Source organism: Tissierella sp. (genome assembly GCF_032104385.1).
GTDB lineage: Bacteria > Bacillota > Clostridia > Tissierellales > Tissierellaceae > Tissierella.
The window spans coordinates 145,426-158,756 of record NZ_DAMCHJ010000006.1 but is presented as its reverse complement, the minus strand read 5'-3'; the positions used below and the strand labels follow the sequence as shown (position 1 = coordinate 158,756).

Annotated in this window: 14 protein-coding genes and 1 other annotated feature; all 14 genes read right to left on the bottom strand. The window is 28.6% G+C overall.

Annotated features, from left to right (window positions below):
* Nucleotides 1-16 precede the first annotated feature (16 nt).
* A complete protein-coding gene (tgt, locus tag RT714_RS08275) occupies nucleotides 17-1,141 on the bottom strand; it encodes a tRNA guanosine(34) transglycosylase Tgt (protein WP_313757105.1) in 1,125 nt (374 codons plus the stop codon).
* Between the two features lie 12 nt (nucleotides 1,142-1,153).
* Nucleotides 1,154-2,179, bottom strand: coding sequence for a tRNA preQ1(34) S-adenosylmethionine ribosyltransferase-isomerase QueA (gene queA / locus RT714_RS08270; RefSeq protein WP_313757104.1), 1,026 nt, complete (start codon nucleotides 2,177-2,179; stop codon nucleotides 1,154-1,156).
* A 30-nt stretch (nucleotides 2,180-2,209) separates the two neighbouring features.
* Nucleotides 2,210-3,577, bottom strand: coding sequence for a SpoIID/LytB domain-containing protein (locus RT714_RS08265; RefSeq protein ID WP_313757103.1), 1,368 nt, complete (start codon nucleotides 3,575-3,577; stop codon nucleotides 2,210-2,212).
* 27 nt (nucleotides 3,578-3,604) lie between these two features.
* The gene (gene ruvB / locus RT714_RS08260) at nucleotides 3,605-4,615 is read right to left on the bottom strand and encodes a Holliday junction branch migration DNA helicase RuvB (protein ID WP_313757102.1); all 1,011 of its coding nucleotides are present in this window, start codon (nucleotides 4,613-4,615) and stop codon (nucleotides 3,605-3,607) included.
* Between the two features lie 13 nt (nucleotides 4,616-4,628).
* Complete coding sequence (gene ruvA / locus RT714_RS08255; protein WP_313757101.1) at nucleotides 4,629-5,219, bottom strand: Holliday junction branch migration protein RuvA; 591 nt, start codon at nucleotides 5,217-5,219, stop codon at nucleotides 4,629-4,631.
* Between the two features lie 19 nt (nucleotides 5,220-5,238).
* Nucleotides 5,239-5,733, bottom strand: a complete 495-nt coding sequence (gene ruvC / locus RT714_RS08250; protein WP_313757100.1) for a crossover junction endodeoxyribonuclease RuvC — start codon at nucleotides 5,731-5,733, stop codon at nucleotides 5,239-5,241.
* 80 nt (nucleotides 5,734-5,813) lie between these two features.
* A complete protein-coding gene (locus RT714_RS08245) occupies nucleotides 5,814-6,407 on the bottom strand; it encodes a hypothetical protein (RefSeq protein ID WP_313757099.1) in 594 nt (197 codons plus the stop codon).
* A gap of 68 nt (nucleotides 6,408-6,475) precedes the next feature.
* Nucleotides 6,476-7,108, bottom strand: coding sequence for a CBS domain-containing protein (locus tag RT714_RS08240; protein ID WP_313757098.1), 633 nt, complete (start codon nucleotides 7,106-7,108; stop codon nucleotides 6,476-6,478).
* A gap of 21 nt (nucleotides 7,109-7,129) precedes the next feature.
* Complete coding sequence (locus RT714_RS08235) at nucleotides 7,130-7,864, bottom strand: hypothetical protein (RefSeq protein WP_313757097.1); 735 nt, start codon at nucleotides 7,862-7,864, stop codon at nucleotides 7,130-7,132.
* A gap of 173 nt (nucleotides 7,865-8,037) precedes the next feature.
* Nucleotides 8,038-8,487 carry an endolytic transglycosylase MltG gene (locus RT714_RS08230; RefSeq protein WP_313757096.1) on the bottom strand — a complete coding sequence of 150 codons (450 nt, stop codon included), beginning with the start codon at nucleotides 8,485-8,487 and terminating at the stop codon, nucleotides 8,038-8,040.
* A 259-nt stretch (nucleotides 8,488-8,746) separates the two neighbouring features.
* Nucleotides 8,747-9,361 carry a zinc dependent phospholipase C family protein gene (locus RT714_RS08225; RefSeq protein ID WP_313757095.1) on the bottom strand — a complete coding sequence of 205 codons (615 nt, stop codon included), beginning with the start codon at nucleotides 9,359-9,361 and terminating at the stop codon, nucleotides 8,747-8,749.
* Between the two features lie 105 nt (nucleotides 9,362-9,466).
* Entirely contained in the window at nucleotides 9,467-9,997 is a 531-nt protein-coding gene (locus tag RT714_RS08220) for an O-acetyl-ADP-ribose deacetylase (RefSeq protein WP_313757094.1), read from the bottom strand.
* Nucleotides 9,998-10,039: 42 nt separating this feature from the next.
* Nucleotides 10,040-11,692 (bottom strand): glycosyl hydrolase family 18 protein, encoded by a 1,653-nt coding sequence (locus tag RT714_RS08215; RefSeq protein WP_313757093.1) that lies wholly within the window; start codon nucleotides 11,690-11,692, stop codon nucleotides 10,040-10,042.
* Nucleotides 11,693-11,857: 165 nt separating this feature from the next.
* Nucleotides 11,858-12,838 (bottom strand): aspartate--ammonia ligase, encoded by a 981-nt coding sequence (asnA, locus tag RT714_RS08210; protein ID WP_313757092.1) that lies wholly within the window; start codon nucleotides 12,836-12,838, stop codon nucleotides 11,858-11,860.
* 215 nt (nucleotides 12,839-13,053) lie between these two features.
* Nucleotides 13,054-13,303, bottom strand: a binding site (T-box leader).
* Between the last annotated feature and the right edge of the window lie 28 nt (nucleotides 13,304-13,331).

Sequence of the window (13,331 nt, the reverse complement as noted above, 5' to 3'; positions counted from 1 at the left end):
TTTTTAAATAATTCATCTAGTTTTTATCATTATAACCATATTTTTTATAAAACTCATCTTTATATTCAAGAATTCTATCTTCTTTTATAGCTTTTCTAATGTTTTCCATTAATTTTATTAAAAAGTATAAATTATGAATTGTAGTAAGCCTTGCTCCTAGAATTTCATCTACATTAAATAAATGTCTAATATATGCCCTTGAATAATTTGTACAAGCATAACAATCACACTCTGAATCTAATGGAGTAAAATCCTTCGCATATTTTGCATTTCTTATGACTATCTTTCCTTGTGATGTAAGAGCTGTTCCGTTCCTTGCAATCCTAGTAGGAAGTACACAATCTGCCATGTCTATTCCTCTAATTACAGATTCAAATAGATAGTCTGGAGTCCCTACCCCCATATTATACCTAGGTTTGTCTTTAGGTAATAAAGGTGTAGTAAAATCCAAAAGCTCACACATTAATTCCTTAGGTTCTCCTACACTAAGTCCACCTATTGCATATCCTGGAAAATCTAATTCTACCAACTCCTTGGCACTTTGTTCCCTTAAATCCTTATACATTCCTCCTTGAACTATTCCAAATAATCCTTGCTCATCCCAATTTTTATGATAATCTTTACATCTTTTAGCCCATCTAGTAGTCCTTTCCATAGAATGTTTTGCATACTCATAGGTAGCTGGATAAGGAGTACATTCATCAAAACACATCATAATATCGGAACCCAAAGAATTTTGAATTTCTATAGATTTTTCTGGGCTTATGAAATGTTTAGAACCATCAATATGAGATCTAAATTCTACTCCTTCCTCTTTTATTTTCCTCAGATCTCCTAGACTAAAAACCTGAAAGCCTCCACTATCCGTTAAAATAGGTCCTTCCCAATTCATAAATTTATGCAGTCCTCCTGCTTCTTCTATCAGTTTATGACCTGGTCTTAAATATAAATGGTAAGTATTACTTAAAATTATTTGCGCACCTAAGCCTTTTACTTCCTCTGGTGTCATAGCTTTAACCGTAGCTCTAGTTCCTACAGGCATAAATATTGGTGTTTCTATGACTCCATGAGGAGTATATAATTTCCCAAGCCTTGCTTTGCAATCCTTTGATTCTTTTAATAATTCAAATCTTATTGCCATAATTACCTCCTGTTATTTTATAAACATGGCATCGCCAAAACTAAAAAATCTATATTCTTCTTCCACTGCTATTTTATATGCACCTAATATTTTTTCTTGAGTAGCTAATGTACTAACCAACATAAGCAAAGTTGATTCTGGCAGATGAAAGTTTGTAATCAATCTATCTATAATTTTAAATCTATATCCAGGATAAATAAATATATCAGTCCAACCTGATTTTGGTATAATTTTTCCATTTTCATCAGCTACAGTCTCCAAGGTTCTAGTAGATGTAGTTCCTACAGATATTATTTTTCCCCCATTCTCTCTAGACTTATTAATTATATTTGCTGCTTCTTCTGGTATATTATAATATTCGGAATGCATATGATGCTCTAAGATATTGTCTACTTTAACAGGTCTAAAGGTTCCAAGCCCTACATGTAAGGTTATACAGGCTATATTGACACCTTTATCTCTAATTTCATTTAATAGTTCATTAGTAAAATGAAGACCAGCCGTTGGTGCAGCAGCTGAACCTTTATGCTTTGAGTAAACAGTTTGATACCTATCTTTATCTTCTAGTATCTCTGTAATATATGGAGGCAATGGCATCTCACCTAAACTATCTAAAACCTCCTCAAATATTCCTTTATATTCAAATTTTATGATTCTAGTACCATCTTCTCCTATTGATAAAACTTCACCCTTTAAAACTCCGCCGCCAAATTCTATTATATGCCCAGGTCTAGCCTTTTTCCCAGGTTTCACTAAAGTTTCCCATAAATTGTCTTCCATTCTTTTAAGAAGCAAAATTTCTATACTTTCCTCTTTTCCTATTCTATTTCCAAAGAGTCTAGCAGGTATTACTTTTGTATCATTTAAAACTAAGCAATCTCCTTTGTTTAAATACTCAATAATATTCTTAAATTTTCTATGCTCTATTTCGCCAGTTTCTTTATCCAATACTAACAGCCTAGATTCTTCCCTGTTCTTTAAAGGGTGTTGGGCTATTAACTTTTCTGGTAAAAAATAACTAAAATCTTCTCTTTTCATTAGACCATCCTTCTCTATTATGATAATTGATTAATTATTTGTTAATACATCTATTCCAGTATAGTAATATTTAAGGATTTCCTCAAAATCATATCCTAACTCAGCCATTTTCTTTGCTCCAAATTGACTCATACCTACTCCATGACCAAATCCTTTTCCTTCGATTAATATTTCGGAAGAATTTATAGGATAAAATTGTCCTAAGGATTCTACCTTATCTTTCCCAATTGCCCTGCTTACAGTTCCCCTAGTTACCTTATTTTGATTCTTTCCATCAATTATATAGGCTTTATTAATGTCCATAGTTTGGGGCTTAAGCATAGCTCCATCCATAATATAAACTTGATTATTAGATGTACTCATATTACCACTTTTTATATCAAACCAAGAACTTTTAAATTTTGCAGCTCCAACTATATTCCTAAATTGAGTACCATTTATAATTTTTTCTCCCTTAGTTCCAATGACCTTTACTTTATTTACTTTTCCTGTTGAAGTAGAGTCAATAATCTCCATTCCTTGTAAATTTCCTATATCTATTCCAGATGAAATTAGATTATTATTTAATTCATTAAGACTAATACTAAAACTCCATTTACTATAAGGCGACTCTGTTGAAAAATTATCCTCTACTGATTTTAAATATGGGAAATCTCCCCCCCATACATTTACACTATCCTCAGTAAAACCACTGCTTGTTGAATGAAATATTGCTTCTATTACCTTTCCATTATAATATGCAAATACATCTCTAGTTTCATCTACAGCCAAATTAGTTGAAGGTCTTTCATATTCAACTCCAGAATATACTTGGCAATGAGTAGTATCACATAAATTAAACCCCTCAGAAGAATGCTTGTTTATATTAGAAATTGCAAAACTTCTAGAGGCCACTGCCTGTGCCTTTAATGCCTCCATATGAAAAGTAGCTGGCATTTCAGCAGGAACTACTCCATATAAATAGTTCTCAAGCCCTACATAATTGATAACATAAATCTCGTTATTTCTACTCAATAATCTAATATAATCCCTATATCTATCTTTTTCAACTGTAATTATTGAACTATTAAATGTATTTGATGAAATTAAAATACTACCATCCTTTGGCAAAGTAAATATAATATCGTCTCGAGAATTAACTAAATTTATACCATTCTCACTCAATACAGCTTTTATGTTTGTATCTTCTATATCTAATAAAATATCATCCTTATTATTAATAGAAAATAATAAAAATCCATTATTGCTTCCAAAATTAACTACATTTTTCTGCTTTATTGGTTTTGTTAGCCTAATATTTAGATACTGACTATTAATAGCTTTAGCATAAGACTTTTTAACAGGTAATAAAGTTAATAATATTATTAATATTAAAAGTTTAGATATATTCTTTTTCATATATCCTTTCTCCCCCTAATTGTATTTTTAATCTTCAGTATATGGAATTTCAAAATGTTCATATGCCTTTTTAGAAACCATTCTTCCTCTAGGAGTTCTATTTAGAAAACCTATTTGTAAAAGATACGGCTCATATACATCTTCTATTGTATTTCTTTCTTCTCCTGTTGCTGCAGACGGAGTATCTACACCAACTGGGCCTCCATTAAAGTTTTCTATTAAAGTAAGAATTAGTTTTCTATCTACACTATCTAGACCTAACTCATCAATTTCAAGAACTTCTAAACCCTTTCTTGCCACCTCCCAAGTAATTATACCTTTTTCTACAACCTGTGCATAGTCTCTGACTCTTTTAAGTAATCTATTTGCAATTCTAGGTGTTCCCCTAGATCTTCTTGCTATTTCTAAAGCTCCTTTATCTTCAATTTCTATATCTAATATATCAGCAGATCTAATTACAATCTGTTTCAAACTTTCATCGTCATATAACTCCAAGTTTAACAATACACCAAATCTATCTCTAAGGGGTGATGTTAATAGTCCTGCCCTAGTAGTTGCACCAATAAGTGTAAATTTGGATAAATCAAGCCTTACAGATCTAGCAGAAGGGCCCTTTCCAATTATTATATCCAATGCAAAGTCTTCCATTGCTGGATATAGTATTTCTTCCACAGTCCTATTAATTCTATGTATCTCATCGATAAATAAAACATCCCCTTCTGAAAGATTGGTTAAGATACTAGCCAAATCCCCAGGTCTTTCAATAGCAGGCCCTGATGTGACTCTTATATTAACTCCCATTTCATTTGCAATAATATTTGCTAGAGTTGTTTTTCCAAGTCCAGGGGGTCCATATAATAGTACATGGTCTAAAGATTCATTTCTTCCTTTAGCTGCTTGAATAAAGATATTTAATTTCTCCTTAGCCTTATGTTGACCTATATATTCAGTAATCCATTTAGGTCTTAATGTCAATTCACTATCTAAATCCTCATTTCTTAGACTTCCAGCCACTATTCTATCATTAATATTCTCCATTTATTAACCCCTCTTAATGTTTTGATAATCTCTTTAATGTTTCCCTAATTATATCTTCAATACTCATATTGGATATATCCATAGTTCTTATAATCTTCTCAACTTCTATTCTTTTATATCCTAAAGACATTAATCCATTTATAGCTTCAATATAGTTATCATAACCCAAATCACTTACATTATCTTCTTCAATTATTATATCCTTATCTATCCTATCTTTTAGCTCTAATACTATTCTTTCAGCAGTTTTTTTCCCAATTCCTGGTGCCTTGCATAAAGCATCTAAATCCTTTTTCATTATAGCTAATTTAATCTGATTTGAATTTAATGTAGATAATATTCCTAATGCTATTTTAGGTCCAATTTTGGAAACCATCTGAAGCAATTTAAACATATTAAGTTCTTCTTCCGATGTAAATCCATAAATAAATATTCCATCTTCCCTTACATTCAAATATGTAAAAATCATTGCATTTTTCATCCCTAGTTCAATCTGAAACATTGTATTAGTAGATGTAAATATTTTATAACCTATTCCATTATTCTGCAATACTATATAATCTTCCTTTATGGATACTATATCTCCAATAATAAACTCAAACAAAGTATTCACCCTTTATATATTATTTCATTCTAAAAGATTCTTTAAATTTAATAGAACTGCCATGACATATAGCTACTGCTAAAGCATCTGCTACATCATCTGGTTTAGGCTTCTCTTTTAAATTTAATAATATCCTTACCATTTCTTGTACTTGATTTTTATCTGCTCTCCCATATCCTACGACGGATTGTTTTATCTGCAAAGGGGTATATTCATATATATTTAGCCCTTTATTAACAGCGGCTAATATTTCTACTCCTCGTGCTTGTCCTACCTTTATAGCTGTTTTTACATTCTTATTGAAAAATAGTTCTTCTACAGCTAAATCTTCAGGGTTATATTTTTCTATAATTTCAGTAAGCTTAGTATATATTATCTTTATTCTATCTGGAAATAAGATATCAGAATCTGTTCTTATGCATCCATAATCAATTGCCTTAAATTTATTTCCACTACATTCTACAATACTATATCCAACTATTGCAATTCCTGGATCAATTCCTAGAATTATCATCCTTTATCTCCCTTCTATAACTATATTTACTATTGTACCATATTTACACACAAAAAACTAAGTTAGAAAATCTAACTTAGTTAACTAATAAAATTCTCAAGAATTTCAGATAATTCATCTTCGTTATCTACCACAATACCATTCATTATTTTTTCTTGATCAATATCCATCAATAATGAAATCGGATAATCTACTAATACATTATCTAATATTCTCTCTCCATTTTCACCAACCTTAAATATTGCTATTAAACCATCTTTCTCTCCAACTATATAATGATTTTCACATAAATGATTTTTAGTAGTTCCTAATGTTACTTTACTAGATGAAAAAGAAATTACCTTTTTATTAGGATAATTTGCTTGAATATATTCAGTAAATTCTTCTTTCGTCATATTAACCATATTATCTTCTACAAGATTAGTTTTTGTAATAATATGGTCACAAGCCATATAATGAATTCTCTCTTCTATAAAAGTATTTGGAGAAATTCTATTACCTTCACCAAGTATTTCCTTTTCTGGATGCTCTAATATATCTTTTTCTTTTATACCTATTTTGCTAATGTCCTTCGGATTTAGTTTTTTATTCATCAATTGATAACCAAATATGAAACTCACTAAAAATAAGGTTAAAGAAAAAAAGAAAACAGGTAAAACTTTGTCTTTTTTCATAAATATCCCTCCAGATTACTATCTAGAGGGTTATTATATCCATTTTACAATTTTTTATACAAAATACACTATTTGGTAACTTCACCAATCTTAAATCCTGCTGATTGAATTCTATCAACCAGTTTATCTACATCATCTGTATCCACCCTAAGTATAACTTGAATTAAGTCTAATACTTTTGGATCCATAATGGCAAAATTTATTATATTTATATTTTCTTTTCTAATTACGTCCGTAAGTCTTGCTAACTGTCCTGGTAAATCAAACATGTTTACAACAATTCTCGTTCCCTTATCTATTCCAAATATTTCTGAAAAAGCGTTAAATATCGCAAAGTGAGTTAATATTCCTACAAATTTACTATTAGAATCAAAAACTGGCAAAAACGGTGTTCTAAGTTCTTTTAAAAGATAAGAAGCTTTTTCAATTCTTTCATCTGCAGAAATGGACTCATAATTACTATTATATACCTCTTCTACTTTAATATTATTTAAATATTCCTCTTTATTACATTTCCCAGACTCTAAATAATTTCTATAAACAGCTTCTTTCATAAGAATACCCTTAAATTCCTTACCATCTATAACTGGTAGGGATAAAAAATTTCCCTCATTAATTTTTTCAAGGGCTCTACCCAAGCTCTCCCCTAACTCAACCGTAGTTAATTTTTCTTTCGGCAGCATATAATTTCTAATAAACATTTATAATCTCCCCTTTAAATATTATCTATACCTCTTTAACACTCTATCATTTAGTCCGTACCAGTATGCCTCTTTATAGAGTTTTAAACCATCTTTAAGCACTATCTTTACCATTTCTTTGTAAATACTGTTTAATTCATCTAAAGTTAATAAGTTATCTTCTTCTTTAGTGTTACAAGGTTTTGAATTATATTCTATTGTCAATTGTTTATCTAAATGTTCATTTAAGTTGAAAATTTTTGTCCTTAATAGTTTATGACAATAATCCTTAATAATATTATATAAATATTTATTTTGCTTCTCAACTTTTTGAATTTCCCCACCTATTAATGCCTTAATATCCGATATTTGTTTTATTTTATTATCAAAATGATATAAATATTTACTTTTATATAATTTATCTATAGCCGTATTTTTTACTGCTATTTGCTCTAAAATATTTACCCAATAATTATTAAAATAACCATGTTTATAACCTTCTAGATAAATAAATAGTTCCAGTCTATTAATATCTTCATGAATTAGTTGTCCAAGGTTTAGGGATATAGAATAATTTCCTTTTCTCTTTTTCAAAAACTTGCTAATATGCTTTTTTAGATTGTGTATAGATACGTACTTGGGGCAAATGTTTGTAATATTTTCTTCTAAATCGTATAGATTAAGGAGGATATGTATGCAACTTATATCATTATTATAAAGAAATTTATATATTAATCCATCATAAATACTAGATAGTTCATTGTTTGCTATTGCCATATCAATACCTCCTTTTTATCAATTGTTGACAATCCTTTGATGTATTAAACATTTTAACTATAAATTTTAAAGGACAGCAAAGACTATTATACTACATAACTCTTCATAATAGATTAAAATTATATAATAACTTTCTTACAAAATTTTAATATATAAAATAAAAAATTTTATATTTAATTAGGTCTTCTAGTCAAGGTTTCTATAATATCGTCATAGGAACTATTGGATCCTATTTTATATCTTCCAGTTCTAATTTTTTTATCTAGTTTTTTTCCTTTTACAAATAAAATAAACTCATCTACATCCTTTATTAAATTTGCATTGTAAAGATTTTTTGCAACCCTTGTAAGATTTGAGCCACTTTCTACTACAATTTCTATTTCCATTATTGGCTCCATGACTTCATCTTCTTTCTTTTCTTCTATTACATCTTCTTTTATATTCTCTACCTCTATACTTTCTTTTAAGTTTACCATTCCCAATTCTTTTGCTTTTTCTATTATAACCTCATCTTCTAGGTCTAAATACTTTATATTAGGATAAAAAGAATATAAAATATTAGTAAAAATCATTCCAATACCTATACCTAAAGTTAAATATGCTAACTTAATTCTTTTATTCATATGTATAAATCACCTCATATATTATTATAATAAATCAATACTTATTATAACATCTTATTTATAAATATAATATGAATAACATATTAATTTCATTAATTTATAAAAAAATGTGTCTATAGACACATTTTTTATAAGGTATATTTTTTAAACTCATTAATGGAAAGTTAAAAATAAATAAAATAATAAAGTAACATCTTTCTATTCTCCATAATATAAAAAACAAACTTTTTAGATTAAAAAGTTTGTTTTTTATAGTTAATTAGAATTCTAAAGCAAAATAACCAGCCATTTCATCGGAGTATGCTATAATGGTATCTAAAATGAAATATGATATTTTTAAATTTAATGATAATGCAAAATCTAAATCATTTTTAAAACTGGTTTTTAGTGAATACTCCTCTACTACTTCATTTATATATTCCTTTATAGTCCTTTTTAGTTTTGCCTGTGGAATATTATATATATCTAAATCATTGGTATTTATTATATTCTTTTTAAAATCATGTGTTGTTGCAAAATCATTTAATTGAGATTCATATTTTATATGTTTTATCATACTGTCAGTAAATGTCCATCTATTTGCATGTGGTAAACATACGTAATCACTTAGATAATGGGATATAACACCTATTTTTTTACTTAATATATTAATAGCTAATGGGTCAAGTATCTTATTAAATTCTAAATATCTACTGATAAATATAACCTTCATAATTTCCTTGGCAATAAAATTTAAACTTTCGTCTTTATAGTGTCTAATAAGCTTGTATTGAGGGAGTATATCAGGGCATACTGAACCCCATAACAGTTTTTGCTTATCTAATTTCAAACCATATATATCAAATACATTATCATATATCTTTGATGCAATCATTTTATGAGAATCTGAAAATATTTTAAACACCCCTTTATAAAATTCTATGTCTTAATTATAGTATAATAATTAAAAAATAAAGTCAACATAAAATATTTATCAATATTATGATAATTTTTTCGTCAAATAATTATTATACAATAAAAAATCATCTTTATTAAAAAGAACAAATGTAATATCTAAGCTAAATTCTTCTTTATCTATAAAATCTATAAATGCTTTTACAGCAGTTTTCATGGCATCTTCAATTGGATATCCATAAGCACCAGTTGATATAGATGGAAAAGCGATTGTTTTGATACCGTATTCTTTAGCAAGCATCAATGAATTATAATAAGCATTATATAATAGTTTTTCTTCTATTTCTTCTCCATTTTTATATATTGGTCCTACTGTATGTATCACATATTTGCTTGGAAGGTTCCCAGCATTAGTTATCCTAGCTTCTCCAGTAGGGCATCCTCCAATTTTCTTACATTGCTCCAAAATTCTTTTTCCACCTACTCTATGTATTGCTCCATCAACGCCGCCACCTCCTAATAGGGTGTTATTTGCAGCATTTACTATTGCATCTACTTCTATTTCCGTTATATCTCCTAATATAATATTAATCTGTATATTTTTATATCTAAACATAAAATCACTCCTATAATCTAAATATCACTCAATACTTACACATTAGTTCAATACCTTATATAAGCTATCCCAAATATCGGCAGTTTCAAATCCTTTTCTCCAAGATGCTATACCCGCCAATTCATATTTATGAACTAATGAAGCTTTAATTTCTAAAGACCTTGTATTCTCTAACCATATTTTGTATATCTTTTCATCTTTCTCTATTTGTCCATAATATTGAAGAGCGTTGTCATCCCAAATTAAATCCATATTATTTTCTGATATAAACTTATTAGCCATTTCCATTGATAATGCTTGTGAACTTACTTTTCCATCCTTTTCCACCCATAACCTTGTATAGAATGGTACCCCCAAAATTAATTTATCATTAGGAATATATTCCAGTACTCCTAATATGCTTTTTTCAACCCAAAAATATTCTGCAACTGAGCCAGCAACTGGACTACTTGCCCAATGTTGATCATATGCCATTAAAATCATATAATCTACAGCCTCTGAAAGTCTTTTTCTATCATAGCATAAAGACCAATTTTCAGCTGTAGATATACCTGTTACATCTATAGATACACTCATTCCTGCCTCTTTAAATACTGGATACAACTCTCTAACAAATTGTGTAAGTAAATCTTTAGTTTTTAAATGTACATTTTCAAAATCAATATTAATTCCTTGAAATCCATAGTATTTATATAATTCTAATATATCTTTTATTAATTTTTCTCTCGTGCTACTCTTTGATAATAATTCATGGGTTAAATCAGGGTCAAAATTATTATTAATTAATGGCCATATTTCATATCCCAAATCATGGTATTTTCTTACATATTCTATATTTCCTTTATCTAATATATCTTCTTCACCATTAATAGAAAACCATGTAGGAGATATTGTATTTACTCCTGGAATTAAAGTTATTCCATCTGTGTTTTTCACTTTTCTATAGGTATAATCCCAAGTAAGATTTATAGATTTTTTATTAAGTTCCTTTAGATTGTCTTCAATAGGTTTTTCTACTTTAAATAAATCCTTGGTATAATTTATCTTTAAATATTTCTTTTCAATAAATCCCGGTATTCCATCTATGGTTCTTACCTTGTACCAAGATTCGTATTCTGCATAAACATTTAATATAGTCCCTATGCTCATATCTTTTACTATAATGGGTGCCTTTATATCTAAATTGCTTCTTATTACTGCTCCATCTAAAATTATTTCCCCATTTAAATAGTTTATATCTTTATAATCAAGGACAACGCCATTTGTGTCTTCAAAATAATTGATTTCTACATTATAATTTTTTAAAATTATATCTATGGGGATATATATTTTTTCATTAATTCTTTTTACAGTATTCGTAGTTAGAAATTCTTTATTGTTAACAGTGGCAATATTACTATCCAGTTTATATCTAAGAGTTTTTTCTTTATTTGTAATTATTAGGATATCTTCTAAATCATCATAAAATATATCTTTATCTATAAAATTATCAACAACGGGAAGTGAAAAGTATAATATATCTTCATAAAATAATACTGCATCTTCATTGTCTACTTCTTGTTCTTCAACAATTAAGTATAGCTCATCAGAATATGAGATTACTTTTTTACTAGGTTGTAGTTGCCAATAATATGCAACTCCTAATATACTTCCTATTATAAATAGTATCAAAGATATTATAATAAATCTTTTCACTAAATCCCCCCATTTAAATACAATAATATTTTATCCTCCATAAATAGTATAATAGAAAGTTTATGTTTATACAAATATAATTAATATTAATTAATTTATTATATAAACAAGTAGCCACTATTTAATTAATGACTACTTGTTATTAAGTTTTTCTATTATTCATTTTTATAATAAAAATATATTATTTTCTTTACATTCTTGTAATATTTCTTCTGTCCATACAGATGCCTGAACTTCTCCTATATGCTTTTTCTCTAAAAAAAACATACATATTCTAGATTGCCCAATCCCTCCTCCAACTGTAGTTGGCAATTCTCCATTTAACAATTGTTTATGATACTCTAGGGATTTTCTTTCCTCGGCATTTGCTATTTTTAATTGTTTCCCCAAAGCTGCTTCATCAACCCTTATTCCCATACTGGATAGTTCCAAAGCTGCATTTGTTGTAGGATTCCAGAATATAATATCTCCATTTAAATTCCAATCATCATAGTCAGGAGATCTAGTTCCATGAGGTTTTCCCGAAGCTAATGGCTGACCAATTTTTGATACAAATACTGCTCCATATTTTTCCACTATGAAATGTTCTCTTTTTTCTGGTGTTTCATTAGGGTATAAATCTTCTAATTCTTGGCTAGTGATAAACTTTATATCCTTTGGTAATTTTTTTGTAAGAATCTCGGGATATAAATTGTTTATATACTTTTCAGTTTCCGTAAATACACCATAGATATCTTTTACAATATTCTTTAAATAATCAGTCGTTCTATCACTCTTTTTTATTACTTTTTCCCAATCCCATTGGTCTACATATATTGAATGTATATTGTCTAATACTTCATCTGGCCGTATTGCATTCATATCTGCATAAAGCCCTTCATCAGTACCAAATCCATAGGACTTCAATGCCAGTCTTTTCCATTTTGCTAAAGATTGAACTATTTCAATCCTTTCATTATATTTTCTCATTTCAAAGGATACTGCTTTTTCAACTCCAGTAAGATTATCATTTAGTCCACTTTCTGGCGTTACAAATAAGGGCGCCGACACTCTAATTAAATTTAACTTTTCTGATAGCTTTCTTTCAAAATAATCTTTTATTTGTTTTATTGCTATTTGAGTTTCTCTTGGATTTAATCTTATCATTTTTACTCCTCCTATTTTAAAATTTATAATAATAAACAAAAATAACCGTGTCCTTTATTTGCCAAGGTCTTTTACCCAGTTTCTCAACTCAAATCTGTTTACTCCCTACACCTATATACCCCATAGGATATAATTCAGCAGTGTTCGATAGAACCTACACTCCTATAGATTTGATGTTTGTTATATATTAGATCATAAAAAAACCTTTCATCCAAATAAAGGACGAAAGGTTAATTCCGCGGTACCACCTTAGTTAGCAATAGGCTCACTTGAATATAAGTACGGATTGTATTACAATCGATACTCCATAGTCGATATCAGGCTATCCCCGTCTAAGCCTACTCTTTTACAATTTCGGTTAGATGCTCAAGAATGTTCTTCACTTACTGATTGGTATCGGACTTCCACCATCGCCGACTCTCTATAACACCCTCAATAAATTACTCTTTCTATCAAAGCATTATTTTTAAATTATTAATAGTATAGCTTGATA